This window comes from Pseudomonas sp. NPDC079367 (genome assembly GCF_044542195.1).
Taxonomy (GTDB): Bacteria; Pseudomonadota; Gammaproteobacteria; order Pseudomonadales; family Pseudomonadaceae; genus Aquipseudomonas.
Genome location: NZ_JBITTW010000001.1, coordinates 1004134 through 1019196 on the forward strand (window position 1 = coordinate 1004134; position 15063 = coordinate 1019196).

The following is a 15063-nucleotide window of genomic DNA, read 5'->3' on the forward strand; positions in this document are numbered from 1 at the left end:
CCTCTCTTGTGAGGCGGGTGATCTAGCAGGTTTCGACCGGTAATCCGGACAGGCTACCCCGGACGGCAGATCACACCCCGATGCGGACGAATCCACACCGCGTAGCGCGGCCCCCTGCATCACCTCACTTCTAACGCCCCACCCAGTCGCTGCTTCCAGTAGAGAGCGACTGCCTCAGATGGCTTCCTGCTTTTTCAGGATCGCTATTTGTTTGCTTCACAAATGCGCCTTAATACCCCTAAGCTGCATTTGGAAGCGAGCAGAATAGTTCGTTGCGGAATAATAGACGGGAGTTGAAATGACGAGCATTGAGCTGAACCATTATCAGGTAAGAATGCTGCTTGATGTAGTTGAAAACAGCGACTCACCGGATAAGACCACGATCGTGATTCATAAAGGACAAGGCCACAGCGGTGATGGCCTCTACGCTTACTGGAAAAGCCATCCGGATGATGGAAGCGAGTTCATAGGAGTCGATGAAGACGATCAAAGGCGCGGCGATGCGGAAGGAGATGCTTATTCCGCACAATCGGCCTGAGCCAAGATTACGAACCAAGCCCGCCATGTGCGGGCTTTTTCATGCGATTTACACATGTCTCTCAACCCCCGGGAGGCGCTCGAAAATCTCCGTCGTCCGCGGTACGCAACGGCCCGATATCTCTCTGGGGAAACTCGTTTAGAGAGGGTATTGGAGTGTGATCTGAATCCTGCCGCCGAGCAGCACAGCTTCTATCCAGCGAGATCCGGAGGAATGAACTCGGGTCGATGCAAGGATTGGCACCTGCCAGTTCACACCCCGATGCGGACACCCGAAAGCTCAAAGGTTGCAGCTGTATTGATATTCGAATGGGAAAAAGACGGTATCGACCACCAGAGAAAACGGCGCGTCGATCAGCAAAAAGGGAATCAGCTTTCCTTTGGAAGTACCCACCAACCACCAGTCGAATCGCACGCCAATGTAGGGACACCGGTGCTTGTCATAGTCCATGCGCATGGCGGTTGCCATACACCCACTCAGGCTGGCAATCAGCACCAGTAAAATCGCTTTTCGAACCACGTAACGTCCTTATTACTTCTTTGTGCGGAGCTGGATAGACGCTGGCGCGCAGAGTTAGTCACCCTCCCCCGACACCACCCGAATGCACTCCGCTCCGCGCCCAACGGCAACCAGCGGAGCGGATTAGTGCATCCGTGTTTTGTTGGATCAATACCCGCCACCACGGAGGCGACCATGGCAACCAGCTATGCAGACAGTGCGCAGGCCCGAGAGTGGGATCGGCGCTTTGATGAATGGGGGCGCCCCAAAGCGCCGAAGGTTGAAGACTTCCACGACTACGAAGCCGCGGCGCAAGAACGCACAGAGCGTCAGGCGCTGATGGCAGCTCAAGAGCTCGTCGACCGCAAGGCGCGGGCGAAGAGAGTTGCTGCAGCAGTGGTCGCATACGGCGAATTCTGGGGGCTCAAATGAACATCCAGCAGCGTGACCACCAAACCGCGGTGACCTGGATCGAGGGTGAGATCAGCAACATGATCCGCGAACTCGGCAAGCCCAACGCCAGCGCCGCAGCGACATCCTGCATCACCCTGGCGTTCATGCTTCGCGCCATCGATGACAACGAGCACCGTCACTACCGCGCTCGCATCGACCAGATTTACGCCTCCTACAACGCCTCCGTCTCGCAAGGAGCTGCAGCATGACAACCCCTCTGGTGAAAACGCTGGCCGATGAACAGCTCGAGGATATCGAGCGTCGCATTGCGATTCTCGGCTTCGGCCTGCCCTTCAATGAAGTGATCGGCCGCAAGCGCGAGGATCTGGTCGACAGCCTCCCGCAGCGGCTGTCGGTGACCATGAAAGGCGGGCGTATCGCTGTGAGGGCTCGGCCATGAACCTTGTCTACTGGATTCTCGTTGTGATTCTGGTTGCCGGCGCGGGCGCCTATGGCATCGTGAAAGACGGCTCGGGCACTTGCCAGGTGCCGCGCTCCACCGCCTACCAGGTGTTCCGATGACCAGCCTTCAGCGTGCACGCCGGCTGTTGATTCGGCGCGGATCGTTTCGGGTTCTCTCGATTTACACCTTCCTGATGCTGCTCAGCGCCCTCGCCGATCGCATCACCTCCTGACTTTCAATTTCAAGCGCTGCGCATGTCGCGGCAAGGATTTCCCGTGAGCGCATCTACCGAACTGGCACAAGTGCCGCCGAAAGAAACCGCATTGTCCGTGTACAGCACGGCGAACGGTCTTGACCCATGGCTGAGCCAGATCCGCGCCGAAGTCGACAAGTTCCTTTCGGTGCTGCCAGACCTTGCCACCGACAAAGGCCGCAAAGCATTCGCTTCGATGGCGCACAAGGTCGCCAAGTCCAAAACGGCGCTGGATGCTGTAGGCAAAGAGTTGTCAGCCCAGCAGAAGGAAGTCCCGAAACGTATCGACGCCGAGCGTAAGCGTGTATGGGACACCCTGGAGTCGTGGCAGAAGGAAATCCGCAAGCCATTGGATGACTGGGAGGAAGCAGAAGAGCGAAGGACTGCATCCATCAAGGACGATATCGCCAAGATTACAGCTCTTGCGGTAGACCTTGACGGCATCACCGCCGAAGACCTTTCGGAACGAATCGCCCGTATTGACGCGGTAGCGATAGCCGATAAGTGGGCAGAGTTTCAGGTTGACGCAGCGTTGGCCAAGGAGTCGACACTTAACACGCTGCGCAATGCCTTGGCAGCCCGCCAGAAGTACGAAGCAGATCAGGCCGAACTGGCTCAGCGGCGAGCTGACGACGAAGCCCGGGCGCAGCGTGAGCGCGACGAGCAGATCCGCAAGGAAGCAGCGGAGAAGGCGCAGAAGGAGGCCGACGAGACTGCTCGACGCGAGCGGGATCAAGCTGAGCAGCGAGAGTTGCAGTTAAAACAGCAGGCCGAGGATGCCGAGCGTCGCGAGATGCAGGCCAAGGCTGAGAAAGAGGCAGCAGAACAACGCGCCGAGCAGGAAAAAAGGGATTCGGCTGCCCGTGCTGAGCAGGCAGCTGAGGAAGCTCGGAAAGAAGAGCAAGCGCGCCAGAAGGCGGCAGCCGACGAGATCATTCGCCAGCAGAACCTGCGCGAAGCTGATAAGGCTCACAAGAGCCGGATCATGGGCGCCGCGAAGGAAGCGATCATCTCTATGAATGTCTCCGAGGAATTGGCTAAGGCCATCGTCCTCAAGATCGCACGAGGCGAAGTGCCGAACGTGACGATCAACTTCTGAGGAATCCCCATTTTGAGCACGCCCCGCTTGGCCGCCCAGTTCGACTGGATGACGGTCGGCGCATTCTCGCCCGAGCAGTTCAGCGGCGAGCAGCGCAAAGAGTACGAAGACGAAGCCCGCCGCATTGAGCAGCAGTGGGACAACCAACCGAACTGAGGAAACTCACGATGTTCAAGAAAGCCGAACGTAAGCAAGCGAGGCTACGGCTCGCTCTTGCTGGCCCTTCTGGTTCAGGTAAAACGCTTTCCGCCCTGCTGCTGGCCACCGGCCTCGGTGGACGCATTGCAGTAATCGACACCGAACACGATAGCGCGTCGTTGTACGCAGATGACGCCGATTTCGACGTGATGAGCCTTTCCGCGCCTTACTCCCCGGAGCGCTACATCGAGGCGATCAAGTCGGCGGAGGCTGGTGGTTATTCGGTGCTGATCATCGACAGTTATTCGCACGAGTGGATCGGCGCCGGCGGATGCTTGGAGATCAATGATCTGATCGCGAAGCAGAAATACAAAGGCAACACCTGGTCGGCATGGAACGAAACAACGCCGCGCCATCGCAAGCTTGTCGACACGATCTTGACCAGTCCACTGCACATCATTTGCACCATGCGAAGCAAGACTGAGACGGTTCAAGGTGAGGGCAAGAAGATCATCAAGCTCGGAATGAAGTCCGAGCAGCGTGACGGATCCGATTATGAGTTCACAGTCGTTCTTGATCTTGTCCATGACGGCAATGTGGCCGTCGCAACTAAGGACCGGACGCGGATTTTTGATCAGCCAGAGGTCATCAGTGCCGACACTGGCCGACGACTCATCGCGTGGCTGAACGATGGACAGAAGCAAGAAGAGCATGGCCTCGAAGCAATCAACGAAGCCATTTCAAAGATACCGCTCTCCGAAACAATGCAGGAGCTGCAGAGCATTTATTCGGCGGCATATCGCATCGCAGAGAGCATGCCCGAGCCATTGGCTCGACTCAACGCGGCGAAGGACAAGCGAAAATCTGAACTGATGGAGGCCGCATGATCAGCAACCACCTCAACCTCGTCGAGCAGCACCGGCCAGACGCCGAGTCGATCGCTGATCGAATTGCGCAGTACCTGGCCGCCGGCGGACGGATCGACCAACTGAAAAGCCCGCTGCGCAATCCGCTTCCACCGCCCCGCTCGAAGAAAATAGACCCTGAAACGGTCCTCAAGCGGCGGCCGAAGCCGATATCGGCCGCCGAACGCAAGGCGCTGCGCAAAATGGCGGACTCGATATGAAGTCGAAACGCAAACCCAACAACGGTTTCGCCCGGGCCGAACGCAGTTGCCGAGCGTTACTGCGCACCAACCACGTCGCGGTCGTGAACATCGACCCCAGCGGTAGCCAGATCATGGCGAACTGGAAGAGCTGCAAGCAGATCCGCAGTCTGGCGATCGCCAACGCGATATTCGACTTCTCCTACCGCTGGACTATCTACATCGGTGCCATGTGTCGAGACGAGCGCGGCGCCGAGTACATCAAGTCGGTGGAGATCTCGCCAGAGGGCATCTACAAGGTCGAGCGCCTCACCGACGTTATCGAGCATTACTACCTGGAGCGGCGCAACAGCGCGAACCCGAACCATCTGGTTGCGTCAGGCTGGATCGCCATTCCGGACCAGGTTTCGATGGATGAAGCCCAAGCCGCGAAGCTGTTCTACGCCGCCGGCGCCTGGCATCAGGTGAAGGTCGCAGCGTGAGACGTTTTCGCACCCAACAACGCAAACGACAGACCTGGCTGGACTTGCCGGCCAGCGGAATTGAAGAGGTAGGCCATGGCCAAGAGCAACGCACAATTGCAGAAGGACAAGCGAGCCAAGGAGAAGGCGCTGCTCGATCGGATCGGCGCCGAGAAGCGATCGCTGATTGTTTCGAAAGCGCTCGATGATGCGCTTCAGGTGCTGGGCGAGCGCTACGGGTTCGAGGAATGGCAGGAGACGGTGTCGACATTCATTATCAATCTGGCAGGTGCGCCAGCGGCTGAGTCGGAACGCTTCGCCAGCATGTCGCGACCTGAAATCGTCCTTAAGCAAAAGTGGTCGCTTCAGCTTGAGGCGTTCGCCGCTACTGGCACCGACGTCTAAATGTATATGAATGAATCACAAGTAGAAGGTTTTATATATCATTAGGCTTACAAGATTAACTATGCCAAACACAAATACGCCTAACGAAAATCCCTTTAGCAGCCTAAAGGAAAACTCACCTCGCTTTACCCTGTTCCACTCCGACTTTAAGACACCTTGTATTTTTCTGACGAGTTCAGTTGATGCTTGATCGAGCTCTTCGCGACCGGCCGCTTCGCCACTTCTAAAAAAATCGAGGATTTTAATAATATCAAAATGCTCAATTGGGTTAAGTCGAAGACGTATCCTCGCACTCAGAGCTTCCATTTTCGTGAAGTCGTCATGCCTTTCAAGTAGATAATCCTCCACGTCACCTCCTTTTCGCTCCATCAAAGCAGCAACGGAAGCCATAGCGTGCGCCAAGCCTACGAAGTCTGATACATCGGACCTAAGCCCATCAATCCATGCCTGACGAAATTCAGAGGTTTTCTGATCTTTCGCTAGCACCGTAATGGTGAAAGAGATAGTCCCGGCAATTAGTGCGGCGGCAATTGGTCCCGCAACTGGCAATAGCGCTGATAAGAATTCCATGTGTCACTCGTCTACTAAAATTACGAGCTTGGCACGAATTTGAACTCCTTCACAACAACGCTTCGCCGAATCCGGTCACGGAGGGCAGCGCCCTAGCCAATATCTCGGTCCACCCAGTGCTTGGCGAGCCAGCTTGGAATCAACAGAGGTCGGGATGCATTAATTTTCTTGTCGGCATCTGGTAACTGAGCGACTTCAACGCCGAAGTAAACCATCCAGCCTCCATCTGCCTGCATTTCGACAGCAGTTAAGTACGTCCCAACCTCTGCTTCGGTCAGACCGCTTTGCTCTGCGATCAATTTGTTGGAGGGTTTTCCGTCCATCTCATGCTCCTTGGTCCGGCTCCATGCCGGGCTGAACACAAATACCGCAACAGCGGGCAATACACCAGCTCAGACGAAATTCGGCGGTTCAACGACTCGATGCGCCGACTCCATGTAGCTGGCCAGGTCGATAACCTCCCGAAGAAACACGACCACCTCCAGCTTCACCGCGTCATCCGGCAGTCCTATCCGTTTCAGCATTGCTTTAGCGTCCTCTTCGATCGCCGCTAGCGCATCTACATCGCTCTGCAACCTCATGTCGGCCTCCTGCCATTGTGAGATTGCAGATAAATACCCTACTTATACAACCAACGCCAGTCGAGCGTCCTTAGAGATATCCGAGACCGAGTCTGTTCAACCGGCTAACAGGCCCTTTTCGATCGTTAATTGCAGCGGCAAGTTCTTTAAGCTGCTTTCTCTTATGACCATAAATTTCCTCAAGGAGAAACTCCATAATCTCAAGTGCGTGCAATGCATCTTCCGCTTCTATTTCACTGCTCGGGTGGCTGCCATGGTTACCAATCCATCGAATAGCATTGAAAAGCTCTTTTGTAGATTTCTGGTCTTCAGGGAGCAAGTTAATACGACTACTGAAATATATCGGCTTCTCGTCTTTTTTATCTGGAACACCAAGCTTCGTAAGTATTAGCTCAGCGGCAGCACGGACACTGTTGCAGCAGGCTGCTGGACTGGTGAAGTATAAGGAGGACGCAGTATCAAGTGGGGCAATCACCTCCTGTGGAGAATTAGCCGCATAATCAATCAATTGTAGCGGCGGGTGAAAATATGTGGGCCTGTAGAAAGGTGTCCAAGAACTTACCCACCCACCATCCTCATCGACATCATGATCAATATCGACAACGCCATTCCCCACCATAAACACCAGCTCATTGCAGGTGGAACATTTAAGGGTGCAGCTGAACATTAACGTCACGCATTCATGATCCCACCACTCCTCACCATGCTGAACCTTCGACGCTTCAGTTTCTTGTGAGTTGAATTCACCAGACAGCCGCAGAACACCGTTATAGCAATGAGGGCATTTGTATAAAAAAATATTGTCCTGTGTAAAAGCCCCTCTAAGTAAATCCTTATTCATTACCGCCACTCTTTTATCCATGGAATTTGGATAATAGCGCTGAGGACTCCCCATGCCCACTGCAATCGATTTGTTCGCCGGTCTCGGAGGATGGTCGACCTGCGCGCGCTGCATCGCCAGATTTACCGGGGGGCGGTCTGCAATCGCCACCTAGCGGCTTGGAGAAGTTGACCACTGAACAAGGAAGCGAAGTCGGGTCTGAGCATGATCGCCTCCACTGTCAGGTGCTCCCTTCCCTCTAGCAATAGCTTCCTGAAGCCGTCTTGAAACTCGGGGGATTGAACCAATTTGATCGATGCTTCAACCGGATGCTGCGCTCGGTTCATTGCCTCCCATTTAGATGGGTGGTATCCAAACTCGTGGCATTCCCTGATTGCATCAAAAATCGCCTCAGCAAATGCAGCTCTGACCTGCTCCACGAAAAACTCCTTGCTTATAAGGATGGCATATTGCCGTCCACAACCTCCTGAATACCCCAAATCATCAACTCACGCCACCTCAGGCGAGGATCCCCCTATGTCCGCACAACAGAAGAAACACCCCTTCGATTTCAAAACTCAATACGGACTCGGCTTCAGCACTCAGGACGATGATGTCGTTGTCGACTTCTTCTGCGGTGGCGGCGGCGCTGGTACCGGGCTGGAGATAGGGCTGGGGCGCGCGGTGAATGTCGCGAAGAACCACAGCCCGCAAGCGATCAGCATGCACACCGTGAATCACCCGGGCGCGGTGCATTACACCACCGACGTGTTTGACGGTGATCCGGACACCGAGTGCGGCGGCAAGGCCGTGGGCTGGTTCCACATGTCGCCGGACTGCACGCACCACAGCCAGGCCGCCGGCGGACAGCCGCGCAAACGCGAGATCCGGAACCTGTCGTGGATCGGCCTGAAGTGGGCCGGCAAGAAAAAGCCTCGCGTCATCAGCTTGGAGAACGTGAAGCAGATCCTCCAGTGGGGGCCGCTTGTCGCCAAGCGCTGCAAGTCGACCGGCCGCGTGATGAAGCTGGGCGGCGCCATTGCCGAGCCTGGCGAAGTCGTACCGGTTCACCAGCAGTTCCTGGTGCCTGACCCGAAACGCCGCGGGCAAACGTGGGCGGTGTTCGTCGCCGAGCTGCGGCGTCTGGGCTACGCCGTTGAATGGCGGGTCATCAAGGCCTGCGACTTCGGTGCACCAACAAGCCGCGAGCGACTGTTCATGATCGCCCGTTGCGACGGCCAGCCAATTGTGTGGCCTGAGCCAACCCACGCGAAGAACCCGACCAAGGGCCAAAAGAAGTGGCGCACTGCCGCGGAGTGCATCGACTGGAACATCCCGAGCAAAAGCATTTTCGACCGGGCCAAGCCCCTGGCACCGGCCACCCTGCGCCGAATCGCCAAGGGCATGAAGAAGTTCGTCATCGATGCCGCTGACCCGTTCATTGTGCCGATCGCGAACTGGTCCGGCGAAAGCGTCCAGTCTGCGCATGACCCGCTGCGCATGGAGACGTCCTGGCCGCGCGGCGGTTCGTTCGCCATGGCCAGCCCAATCATTGCGCCAGCAACCCATCAGGGCAGCGATCGCATCAACGATCCCCACGCCCCACTGCCGACTGTGACGTGCGCGAATCGCGGCGAGTTGACGTTGATCAGTCCGGTGATGGTCACGGCTGCGCACGGCGAAGGGAAGCCTGGCGGCGTTCAGCGCTGGGGCGATGGCAGCAAGTTTGCCGGTGACCCGCTGGGCACAGTTACTGCGAGCGGCGGGCATTCAGTCGCCGCCGCGCACTTGGTCAAGTTCCGGTTTGCCGACGAAGGCAAGGCACTCGACGAGCCGCTGCCGACCATCACCAGCGGCGGCGACTACAAGCGCCCGGCCGGTGCCGCTCACGCCATGGGTATCTCAACAGTGTTCATGGCCCAGATGAACGGCGGGTTCAACACAACCGATGCCAAGAGCGTCGCCGATCCGATGACTACGGTGACGAACACCGGAAGCCAACAGCAGTTGGTGACGGCGAACCTGGTGCACCTGCGCGGCAACTGCGATGCACGGGACACCGCCGATCCGCTGCACACCATCAGCGCCGGCGGTACTCATCACGGGCTGGTCACTGCCTTCATGGAACGTCAGTTCGGCGCCAGCGTTGGCCAAGGCGTGGACGAACCGGCGCCGACCATCACAGCAGGCGGTGGCGGCAAGAGCTCGCTGGTCGAGCTGCAGCTCTCGCCAGAGGTTGAGGCCGGTGCACTGCGGGTCGCGGCATTCCTGATCAGCTACTACGGCACCGAGAACATGAGCGCCGCCGACGCTCCTGCGCCAACGATCACCACCAAGGACCGGCTGGGGTTGGTAACCGTCACCATCAAGGGAACGCCGTACGTGATCGTCGACATCTGCCTGCGAATGCTGCAACCCGCCGAGCTGTACAAGGCTCAAGGCTTCCCCGCCGACTACATCATCAGCCACGGCGCCGACGGCAAGCCGTTCACCAAAACCCAGCAGGTCCACATGTGCGGCAACAGCGTCAGTCCGCCACCGATGGCAGCACTTGCTCGGGCCAATGATCCTTGGCGGATCGCTGAACGGGAAGCCGAGGCGGCTTAGTCTTTGTCTCGGTAATCAGAGCACGCGTAACACTCATCTGCCGCAGATTCGACGACTTCCATTACATGATCAGTCATGTCACGAGAGTTTTCGAAATTTCCAATCTCTCCGTTTTTCATCAATGCGTTACCCAGCTTATAGGCTGGAGTAGGGTCATTGCCGGGATTGTAGTGATTTGAATGACGATCGCAGTATTTAAGCACCCCCGCCCTTACGGCGATACCGATTGCTGCCGCTTGTTTTTCTTCCTCTTCCATCATCGCGTGCTTGGCTTGGCCCATTGCGGTAACTCCGAATGAAGTGAGTCCTCATCCTGAGCTTCAAGCTCAAGCCATTCAAGTACATCCGCTAAAAGTAATACCAGACCGTTTATCACCCTCCACCGCCCGGGCATGCCCCGGCATAGGACGCCCCATGCCCACCGAAAACATCCGCAAGGTAGTCACCGATTCGCTGGTCGGGATGATCTCCGCCGTAACATCGATGACCCCGCCGGCGAACGAACCGTTGCCAGACTTCATTCAAAGCCCGATTGACCGTGCGGTTGAGCGAATCAGCACCGTACTTGCACCAGGCGTGACGGCCGCGTGCTCTCGTATCAACCGCCTGTACCTGGCCGGGCCGATGACTGGCTTCGAAGACTTCAATTTCCCCGCCTTCAACAAGATGGCCGCCGACCTGCGAGACCGGGGCTACGTCGTCGAAAATCCTGCCGAGCACGGCGTCGTCGATGGTGCGGACTGGGCCGACTACATGGCCTACGACCTGACCCGCCTCGGTCTTTGCGGCCAAGTCGCGGTCCTGCCCGGCTGGGAGAACTCGAAAGGCGCCCGGCTCGAAGTTCACATTGCCCGCGAGCTCGGAATGAAGGTTGTGAATGCCCATGATCTGGTAACGATGTTGAAAGCCGTTCCCTCCTGAGCAAGAATGGCCGTTGGCCATCGCATTGATGATGCCGCTTTCAACAGGGAAAATGGAATGAAGTTAAAGTTTGCATTAGCTCTGAGCTGCCTGCTCGGTGTCTCGGGCGTTGCTTTCGCCAAGCTGGATTTTCAGTATCAAGAGCTGCCTTCGGATAGGTCTAGCAAGGAATATGGCACTCAAATTAAAGCCTTGGAAAAAGTGATAGATGGTTACAAATGGGCTACTGATGGAGGTGCCGGCTTCATCATCACTTCTATTCCGAACCCTATACCAACAGCCACAAGCGACCGAGCCGTAAACGGTTTGTACTTCGGGATGCAACGGTACTACTACGATAAAGAACAAACTCGAACCATCCCATATGAGCTTTATGCGAGAAAGAGCGAGCGTTTGGGCTACGTTGAGCTTGAAGACCCCGAAAGCCATGAATCGATGCATATAAAAGTCATTGATAGCAACACGCTAGAAGTGTTCATTGACGCGAAAGAGGATCGAGAGAAAAATCGCCTCCTTTACAAAAAAGTAGCTCAATTTGAAAGTAGCCCTCACAAAGACCGCCTTAAAAGCGCGACGGAGGACGGTACGTTTTACTGACTTGCAACTAAGCTCGGAGGCTAACTAAATAGCCTCCACTTCAGAGCTTGCCAACATCAAAACCCCGCAACATCGTGTCTCCTACTTCCACCCTCCCCCTTCAAAGTCAGCCGCTATAGCGGCAAGGATACCTATGCGCCTGAAGAAAGCTGAGCGCGAGCAAGTGCGGCTGAAATACGGCGGGCATTGCGCCTACTGTGGCGTGCTGCTGGGTGACCGGTGGCACGCCGATCACCTCGAAGCGGTTCGCCGCAACTGGGGCAAGGAGGCGAAGCTGGTTCCTGCACTGAGCCCCCAGAACCACAACCTCGCCAACATGATGCCGGCCTGCATCCCCTGCAACCTGAGCAAGCACGCCATGCCTATGGAAGCTTGGCGCGATTGGATCGCCGGACACGTCAACAGCCTCAATAACTACCACCCAATCTACCGTCTCGCCAAGTCGTACGGCCTGATCGCTGAGACTGGCGCGCCGGTGGTCTTCTACTTCGAAAAGGTGCAGCCATGATCACCAAGTGCTTACTCGGCTGCACCCTCTTCTTCTGGCTTCCATTGGTACTGACCATAAAGGCGGTGATCGGATGAATCGCATGGTCAGCGTCCGCACCGAGGAACTGACCGGCCCGGCACTGGACTGGGCAATCAACGCGATCGAGGGTGATCAGCAGCCCGGCACCGGCCAGTTGCAACTCTTCGCCCTGCCCGACGCTGAGCAGCTGATTACGAGGTACGGCGTCTGGGTCGAATCTGGCCACCGGCACCCATGGCTGGCCGACGCGACCAACGACCCGTTCAACCGCCAGCCCGGCGAAACCCGAACCATCGCAGTGTTCCGCGCCGTGGTCTTCGCCAAGCGCGGCTCCTCGGTGAAAGTCCCCGCCGAACTCATCCAGCAGTAACCCCTCCCCAACTCAACAGCCTGCCGGTGTAAGGCGGGCGAGGATTCGTTATGTCCGAAGAAAAGAATGCACTCCGCGACGCTGCTATCGAAGCCATCTCGGATGTGGCCCAGCACATGCCGCTTGATTGCGAGCTGCTAGTGGTGGCCTGCCGCGCCGGCAAGAAAGACTTTGACCTCGTGCTGCCGTCGCCCGAGTCGAACCTGAACAATGCCCTGGACGCGCTGCGCCGAAACGGTCTGAGCATCGACGGCGACAACGCCTACAAGCGCGATCTGCTTGACGCGGTTGTAGGCGCCCTTGCACTCGGCGCGCAGAACGACAACTCGCCACCGGCCGGACACTGGGGCCAACGCTTCTGGGACATCGGTCGTGAGGAGCGCGGACTGCACGAAGAGCTGGTCGCGGCACTGAAGCTCACCCGCGAGAACCTGCGCGCCTGCCAGGCAACGATCCACTTGGCCGGGTACTTCGACCCCGCCTACGTCAACGATGCACAGGCTGCTATGCAGGTTGCCGACGCAGTCTTGGCCAAGGCCGGCGCATAACCCATCACCACCTTCTGCCGCCACGCGCGGCATGGAGCATCACATGTCAAATCGAAGCGCGGCCCAGGTCGCGCCCATCCTCCCGCGCTTCATTCGCGCCGGCGAGGCATACGGCTACCTCGGCATGTGCCGGGATGAATTCAACAAAACAGTTCGCCCGAACGTACGCGAATTCCCGATCGGGAAACAGGGCATCGGCTTCGACCGTCTCGAGCTGGACGAGTGGGCCGACCGTTACATTGAGTCGATGGCAATTGAAAAGGCCGCCAATCAGGACAACAATCGCCCTCGCAGCGAGCGCCAGGGCAAGAAGAAAGGAGCAACGCCGTGGCCCAAAAAGCAATCACCGGCCTCCAGCAAATGCCGAACGGCATCTGGAAGATCGACAAAAAGTACAGAGGAGAACGAATTCAAGAGAGTACTGGCACTTGTAACCGCGCCGAAGCAGAGCAGTACCTGATCCACAAGCTGGAGCAGTTACGCCAGCAGAAGGTGTACGGCGTCCGGCGGGTCAGGACGTGGCGGGAGGCGGCGACTCGCTTCCTGCTGGAAGTGAAGGATCAGGCTTCAATCCACATCTCGGCCACCTATATGGAGCAGCTCGACCCGTTCATTGGCGATATGCCGCTGACCCACATCGACGACGATGCCCTCGCGCCTTACATCCAGTCGAAGCTGAATCCAGCGGTTGGGAAGCCTGTAACGAACCGAACAGTGAATATCGCGCTTCAGCGGGTCATCCGTGTGCTTAACCTCTGCGCGCGAAAGTGGCGAGACGAGGAGCGACGGCCGCTGCTGGACGTGGTGCCGATGATTTCCCTGCTGGACGAGAAGACGAACAGCCGGAAGCCCTACCCGCTTTCATGGGAAGAGCAGTCGATCCTGTTCGCCGAACTCCCGGCGCACCTTCAGACCATGGCCATGTTCAAGGTCAATACAGGTTGCCGGGAGCAGGAGGTTTGCAAGCTGCAGTGGAATTGGGAAATTGCGGTACCGGAGCTGGGAACGAGCGTGTTCCTGATACCGGCGGGATTTGGCGGAAGGAGCGCCAGGTCTGGCGTGAAGAACCGAGACGAACGTCTGGTGGTGATGAATGACGTTGCCAAGTCAGTGATCGAGAAGCAGCGCGGCAAGCATCCGCTCTACGTCTTCCCGTTTGGCAAGCCAGATGGTGATGGGAATGAAACGACGGTTCACCGCATGAATGACTCGGCCTGGAAGAAGGCGCGGATCCGAGCGGCGAAGAAGTGGCAGGAGAAATTCTTGCGGCCGGCACATGACGGCTTTGCCAGAATCCGAATTCACGACTTGAAGCACACCTTTGGGAGAAGGCTGCGTGCTGCCGGCGTGACTGAGGAGGATCGCAAAGCGTTGCTTGGCCACAAGAACGGGAGCATCACCAGCCACTACTCGGCAGCGGAATTGGATCAGCTCATTGCGGCGTCAAATAAGGTATCAGCAACCGACTCGCGCGCACCAGCGCTGACGATTCTGAAAAGGAGGGAAGCATGATCGAAAATGCCAAGGTCACTCGGAAAGTCACTATGGCAGAAACAACAAAGCCGCTCGAAAGCGGCTAAGCCATTGAATTATATGGTCGGGACGGAGTGATTCGAACACTCGACCCCTAGCACCCCATGCTAGTGCGCTACCGGACTGCGCTACGCCCCGACTGATGTTGCGTTTCGTTCTCCACCTTGAAGAACGCTCAAGAATATATCGCAAGCGTTTGAAAACTGGAAGTATTCAAACGCAGCTTTTTATTTCTTGAGCACAACCAGCACGTCTTCCAATTCGGCAATCATCTGCCGAATCATCTGTTTGTACTGGGTAGTGTCGTCTTTGGCTTCGTCGCCAGACAAGCGCAAACGTGCACCGCCGATGGTAAAACCCTGATCGTAAAGGAGCGCGCGAATTTGCCGGATCATCAGCACATCCTGGCGCTGATAATACCGGCGGTTTCCGCGGCGTTTGACGGGATTGAGCTGAGGAAACTCCTGCTCCCAATAGCGCAGCACGTGTGGCTTTACGGCACACAGCTCACTAACTTCACCAATGGTGAAGTAGCGTTTGCCCGGGATGACGGGGAGTTCGTCGTTATGACTTGGTTCCAGCATAAGCCTCAACTCGGGCCTTCAACTTCTGCCCTGGACGAAAGGTGACCACA

The 15063-nt window shown here is 56.9% G+C and carries 26 protein-coding genes, 1 tRNA gene and 1 pseudogene; 19 read left to right on the top strand and 9 right to left on the bottom strand.

Annotated features, from left to right (window positions below; translation table 11 throughout):
- Positions 1-298: 298 nt before the first annotated feature.
- Positions 299-538: a hypothetical protein gene (locus tag ACIGDJ_RS04585; RefSeq protein WP_397478982.1), complete on the top strand. Its 240-nt coding sequence runs from the start codon at positions 299-301 to the stop codon at positions 536-538.
- Between the two features lie 279 nt (positions 539-817).
- Here the strand turns inward: ACIGDJ_RS04585 and ACIGDJ_RS04590 are convergent, their stop codons facing one another.
- The gene (locus ACIGDJ_RS04590) at positions 818-1057 is read right to left on the bottom strand and encodes a YceK/YidQ family lipoprotein (protein ID WP_038861465.1); all 240 of its coding nucleotides are present in this window, start codon (positions 1055-1057) and stop codon (positions 818-820) included.
- A gap of 174 nt (positions 1058-1231) precedes the next feature.
- Between ACIGDJ_RS04590 and ACIGDJ_RS04595 the strand changes: the two genes are divergently transcribed.
- The 10 genes from ACIGDJ_RS04595 (at position 1232) to ACIGDJ_RS04640 (ending at position 5353) form a co-directional block, all read left to right on the top strand.
- A complete protein-coding gene (locus ACIGDJ_RS04595; protein WP_016773975.1) occupies positions 1232-1468 on the top strand; it encodes a hypothetical protein in 237 nt (78 codons plus the stop codon).
- Positions 1465-1698, top strand: coding sequence for a hypothetical protein (locus tag ACIGDJ_RS04600; protein ID WP_397478981.1), 234 nt, complete (start codon positions 1465-1467; stop codon positions 1696-1698). The genes ACIGDJ_RS04595 and ACIGDJ_RS04600 overlap by 4 nt, the downstream gene beginning before the upstream one ends.
- Complete coding sequence (locus ACIGDJ_RS04605; RefSeq protein WP_252869377.1) at positions 1695-1889, top strand: hypothetical protein; 195 nt, start codon at positions 1695-1697, stop codon at positions 1887-1889. The genes ACIGDJ_RS04600 and ACIGDJ_RS04605 overlap by 4 nt, the downstream gene beginning before the upstream one ends.
- Complete coding sequence (locus ACIGDJ_RS04610) at positions 1886-2011, top strand: hypothetical protein (protein WP_397478980.1); 126 nt, start codon at positions 1886-1888, stop codon at positions 2009-2011. Before ACIGDJ_RS04605 ends, ACIGDJ_RS04610 begins: the two co-directional genes overlap by 4 nt.
- Positions 2012-2167: 156 nt before the next feature.
- Complete coding sequence (locus ACIGDJ_RS04615) at positions 2168-3244, top strand: hypothetical protein (RefSeq protein WP_397478979.1); 1077 nt, start codon at positions 2168-2170, stop codon at positions 3242-3244.
- Between the two features lie 12 nt (positions 3245-3256).
- Positions 3257-3400, top strand: a complete 144-nt coding sequence (locus ACIGDJ_RS04620) for a hypothetical protein (protein WP_397478978.1) — start codon at positions 3257-3259, stop codon at positions 3398-3400.
- An 11-nt stretch (positions 3401-3411) separates the two neighbouring features.
- The gene (locus ACIGDJ_RS04625) at positions 3412-4269 is read left to right on the top strand and encodes an ATP-binding protein (protein ID WP_252874211.1); all 858 of its coding nucleotides are present in this window, start codon (positions 3412-3414) and stop codon (positions 4267-4269) included.
- Positions 4266-4508 carry a hypothetical protein gene (locus ACIGDJ_RS04630; RefSeq protein WP_397478977.1) on the top strand — a complete coding sequence of 81 codons (243 nt, stop codon included), beginning with the start codon at positions 4266-4268 and terminating at the stop codon, positions 4506-4508. The genes ACIGDJ_RS04625 and ACIGDJ_RS04630 overlap by 4 nt, the downstream gene beginning before the upstream one ends.
- The gene (locus ACIGDJ_RS04635; protein ID WP_397478976.1) at positions 4505-4969 is read left to right on the top strand and encodes a hypothetical protein; all 465 of its coding nucleotides are present in this window, start codon (positions 4505-4507) and stop codon (positions 4967-4969) included. Before ACIGDJ_RS04630 ends, ACIGDJ_RS04635 begins: the two co-directional genes overlap by 4 nt.
- Before the next feature lie 75 nt (positions 4970-5044).
- Positions 5045-5353 (top strand): hypothetical protein, encoded by a 309-nt coding sequence (locus tag ACIGDJ_RS04640; protein ID WP_397478975.1) that lies wholly within the window; start codon positions 5045-5047, stop codon positions 5351-5353.
- Positions 5354-5368: 15 nt separating this feature from the next.
- Here ACIGDJ_RS04640 and ACIGDJ_RS04645 read toward each other — a convergent pair whose 3' ends face one another.
- From ACIGDJ_RS04645 to ACIGDJ_RS04660, 4 genes are all read right to left on the bottom strand, one after another.
- The gene (locus tag ACIGDJ_RS04645; protein ID WP_397478974.1) at positions 5369-5923 is read right to left on the bottom strand and encodes a hypothetical protein; all 555 of its coding nucleotides are present in this window, start codon (positions 5921-5923) and stop codon (positions 5369-5371) included.
- Between the two features lie 92 nt (positions 5924-6015).
- Positions 6016-6246 carry a hypothetical protein gene (locus tag ACIGDJ_RS04650; protein WP_397478973.1) on the bottom strand — a complete coding sequence of 77 codons (231 nt, stop codon included), beginning with the start codon at positions 6244-6246 and terminating at the stop codon, positions 6016-6018.
- A gap of 69 nt (positions 6247-6315) precedes the next feature.
- The gene (locus tag ACIGDJ_RS04655) at positions 6316-6504 is read right to left on the bottom strand and encodes a hypothetical protein (RefSeq protein WP_258717520.1); all 189 of its coding nucleotides are present in this window, start codon (positions 6502-6504) and stop codon (positions 6316-6318) included.
- 70 nt (positions 6505-6574) lie between these two features.
- A complete protein-coding gene (locus ACIGDJ_RS04660; RefSeq protein WP_397478972.1) occupies positions 6575-7495 on the bottom strand; it encodes a DUF4145 domain-containing protein in 921 nt (306 codons plus the stop codon).
- Between the two features lie 366 nt (positions 7496-7861).
- On the opposite strand from ACIGDJ_RS04660, the gene ACIGDJ_RS04665 reads away from it, so the two are divergent.
- Positions 7862-9931: a DNA cytosine methyltransferase gene (locus ACIGDJ_RS04665; protein WP_397478971.1), complete on the top strand. Its 2070-nt coding sequence runs from the start codon at positions 7862-7864 to the stop codon at positions 9929-9931.
- Here ACIGDJ_RS04665 and ACIGDJ_RS04670 read toward each other — a convergent pair.
- The gene (locus ACIGDJ_RS04670; RefSeq protein ID WP_397478970.1) at positions 9928-10212 is read right to left on the bottom strand and encodes a hypothetical protein; all 285 of its coding nucleotides are present in this window, start codon (positions 10210-10212) and stop codon (positions 9928-9930) included. The two genes, ACIGDJ_RS04665 and ACIGDJ_RS04670, sit on opposite strands and share 4 nt — an antisense overlap.
- 133 nt (positions 10213-10345) lie before the next feature.
- On the opposite strand from ACIGDJ_RS04670, the gene ACIGDJ_RS04675 reads away from it, so the two are divergent.
- The 7 genes from ACIGDJ_RS04675 (at position 10346) to ACIGDJ_RS04705 (ending at position 14408) form a co-directional block, all read left to right on the top strand.
- Positions 10346-10852: a DUF4406 domain-containing protein gene (locus ACIGDJ_RS04675; RefSeq protein WP_397478969.1), complete on the top strand. Its 507-nt coding sequence runs from the start codon at positions 10346-10348 to the stop codon at positions 10850-10852.
- Positions 10853-10858: 6 nt separating this feature from the next.
- A complete protein-coding gene (locus ACIGDJ_RS04680; RefSeq protein WP_397478968.1) occupies positions 10859-11449 on the top strand; it encodes a hypothetical protein in 591 nt (196 codons plus the stop codon).
- Between the two features lie 133 nt (positions 11450-11582).
- On the top strand, positions 11583-11957 hold the full coding sequence (locus ACIGDJ_RS04685; RefSeq protein ID WP_397478967.1) for an HNH endonuclease: 375 nt from the start codon (positions 11583-11585) through the stop codon (positions 11955-11957).
- A 73-nt stretch (positions 11958-12030) separates the two neighbouring features.
- The gene (locus ACIGDJ_RS04690; protein ID WP_397478966.1) at positions 12031-12348 is read left to right on the top strand and encodes a hypothetical protein; all 318 of its coding nucleotides are present in this window, start codon (positions 12031-12033) and stop codon (positions 12346-12348) included.
- A 50-nt stretch (positions 12349-12398) separates the two neighbouring features.
- Positions 12399-12896: a hypothetical protein gene (locus tag ACIGDJ_RS04695; protein WP_397478965.1), complete on the top strand. Its 498-nt coding sequence runs from the start codon at positions 12399-12401 to the stop codon at positions 12894-12896.
- 43 nt (positions 12897-12939) lie between these two features.
- On the top strand, positions 12940-13356 hold the full coding sequence (locus ACIGDJ_RS04700) for a hypothetical protein (RefSeq protein ID WP_397478964.1): 417 nt from the start codon (positions 12940-12942) through the stop codon (positions 13354-13356).
- Positions 13257-14408: a tyrosine-type recombinase/integrase gene (locus tag ACIGDJ_RS04705; protein ID WP_397479044.1), complete on the top strand. Its 1152-nt coding sequence runs from the start codon at positions 13257-13259 to the stop codon at positions 14406-14408. Before ACIGDJ_RS04700 ends, ACIGDJ_RS04705 begins: the two co-directional genes overlap by 100 nt.
- A gap of 82 nt (positions 14409-14490) precedes the next feature.
- Here ACIGDJ_RS04705 and ACIGDJ_RS04710 read toward each other — a convergent pair.
- From ACIGDJ_RS04710 to ihfA, 3 genes and pseudogenes are all read right to left on the bottom strand, one after another.
- Positions 14491-14567, bottom strand: a tRNA-Pro gene (locus ACIGDJ_RS04710).
- Positions 14568-14656: 89 nt separating this feature from the next.
- The gene (locus ACIGDJ_RS04715) at positions 14657-15013 is read right to left on the bottom strand and encodes a MerR family transcriptional regulator (protein ID WP_003179985.1); all 357 of its coding nucleotides are present in this window, start codon (positions 15011-15013) and stop codon (positions 14657-14659) included.
- Positions 14994-15063, bottom strand: a pseudogene (gene ihfA, locus ACIGDJ_RS04720) (integration host factor subunit alpha); the annotation flags it as partial. The pseudogene ihfA and the gene ACIGDJ_RS04715, both read right to left, overlap by 20 nt.

Bases quoted from the DNA above. Each gene is read 5' to 3' on its own strand.
- ACIGDJ_RS04585 (WP_397478982.1), top strand. From the start codon at position 299: ATGACGAGCATTGAGCTGAACCATTATCAGGTAAGAATGCTGCTTGAT.
- ACIGDJ_RS04595 (WP_016773975.1), top strand. From the start codon at position 1,232: ATGGCAACCAGCTATGCAGACAGTGCGCAGGCCCGAGAGTGGGATCGG.
- ACIGDJ_RS04600 (WP_397478981.1), top strand. From the start codon at position 1,465: ATGAACATCCAGCAGCGTGACCACCAAACCGCGGTGACCTGGATCGAG.
- ACIGDJ_RS04605 (WP_252869377.1), top strand. From the start codon at position 1,695: ATGACAACCCCTCTGGTGAAAACGCTGGCCGATGAACAGCTCGAGGAT.
- ACIGDJ_RS04610 (WP_397478980.1), top strand. From the start codon at position 1,886: ATGAACCTTGTCTACTGGATTCTCGTTGTGATTCTGGTTGCCGGCGCG.
- ACIGDJ_RS04625 (WP_252874211.1), top strand. From the start codon at position 3,412: ATGTTCAAGAAAGCCGAACGTAAGCAAGCGAGGCTACGGCTCGCTCTT.
- ACIGDJ_RS04630 (WP_397478977.1), top strand. From the start codon at position 4,266: ATGATCAGCAACCACCTCAACCTCGTCGAGCAGCACCGGCCAGACGCC.
- ACIGDJ_RS04635 (WP_397478976.1), top strand. From the start codon at position 4,505: ATGAAGTCGAAACGCAAACCCAACAACGGTTTCGCCCGGGCCGAACGC.
- ACIGDJ_RS04640 (WP_397478975.1), top strand. From the start codon at position 5,045: ATGGCCAAGAGCAACGCACAATTGCAGAAGGACAAGCGAGCCAAGGAG.
- ACIGDJ_RS04645 (WP_397478974.1), bottom strand. From the start codon at position 5,923: ATGGAATTCTTATCAGCGCTATTGCCAGTTGCGGGACCAATTGCCGCC.
- ACIGDJ_RS04650 (WP_397478973.1), bottom strand. From the start codon at position 6,246: ATGGACGGAAAACCCTCCAACAAATTGATCGCAGAGCAAAGCGGTCTG.
- ACIGDJ_RS04655 (WP_258717520.1), bottom strand. From the start codon at position 6,504: ATGAGGTTGCAGAGCGATGTAGATGCGCTAGCGGCGATCGAAGAGGAC.
- ACIGDJ_RS04665 (WP_397478971.1), top strand. From the start codon at position 7,862: ATGTCCGCACAACAGAAGAAACACCCCTTCGATTTCAAAACTCAATAC.
- ACIGDJ_RS04670 (WP_397478970.1), bottom strand. From the start codon at position 10,212: ATGGGCCAAGCCAAGCACGCGATGATGGAAGAGGAAGAAAAACAAGCG.
- ACIGDJ_RS04675 (WP_397478969.1), top strand. From the start codon at position 10,346: ATGCCCACCGAAAACATCCGCAAGGTAGTCACCGATTCGCTGGTCGGG.
- ACIGDJ_RS04680 (WP_397478968.1), top strand. From the start codon at position 10,859: ATGGCCGTTGGCCATCGCATTGATGATGCCGCTTTCAACAGGGAAAAT.
- ACIGDJ_RS04685 (WP_397478967.1), top strand. From the start codon at position 11,583: ATGCGCCTGAAGAAAGCTGAGCGCGAGCAAGTGCGGCTGAAATACGGC.
- ACIGDJ_RS04690 (WP_397478966.1), top strand. From the start codon at position 12,031: ATGAATCGCATGGTCAGCGTCCGCACCGAGGAACTGACCGGCCCGGCA.
- ACIGDJ_RS04695 (WP_397478965.1), top strand. From the start codon at position 12,399: ATGTCCGAAGAAAAGAATGCACTCCGCGACGCTGCTATCGAAGCCATC.
- ACIGDJ_RS04700 (WP_397478964.1), top strand. From the start codon at position 12,940: ATGTCAAATCGAAGCGCGGCCCAGGTCGCGCCCATCCTCCCGCGCTTC.
- ACIGDJ_RS04705 (WP_397479044.1), top strand. From the start codon at position 13,257: ATGCCGAACGGCATCTGGAAGATCGACAAAAAGTACAGAGGAGAACGA.
- ACIGDJ_RS04715 (WP_003179985.1), bottom strand. From the start codon at position 15,013: ATGCTGGAACCAAGTCATAACGACGAACTCCCCGTCATCCCGGGCAAA.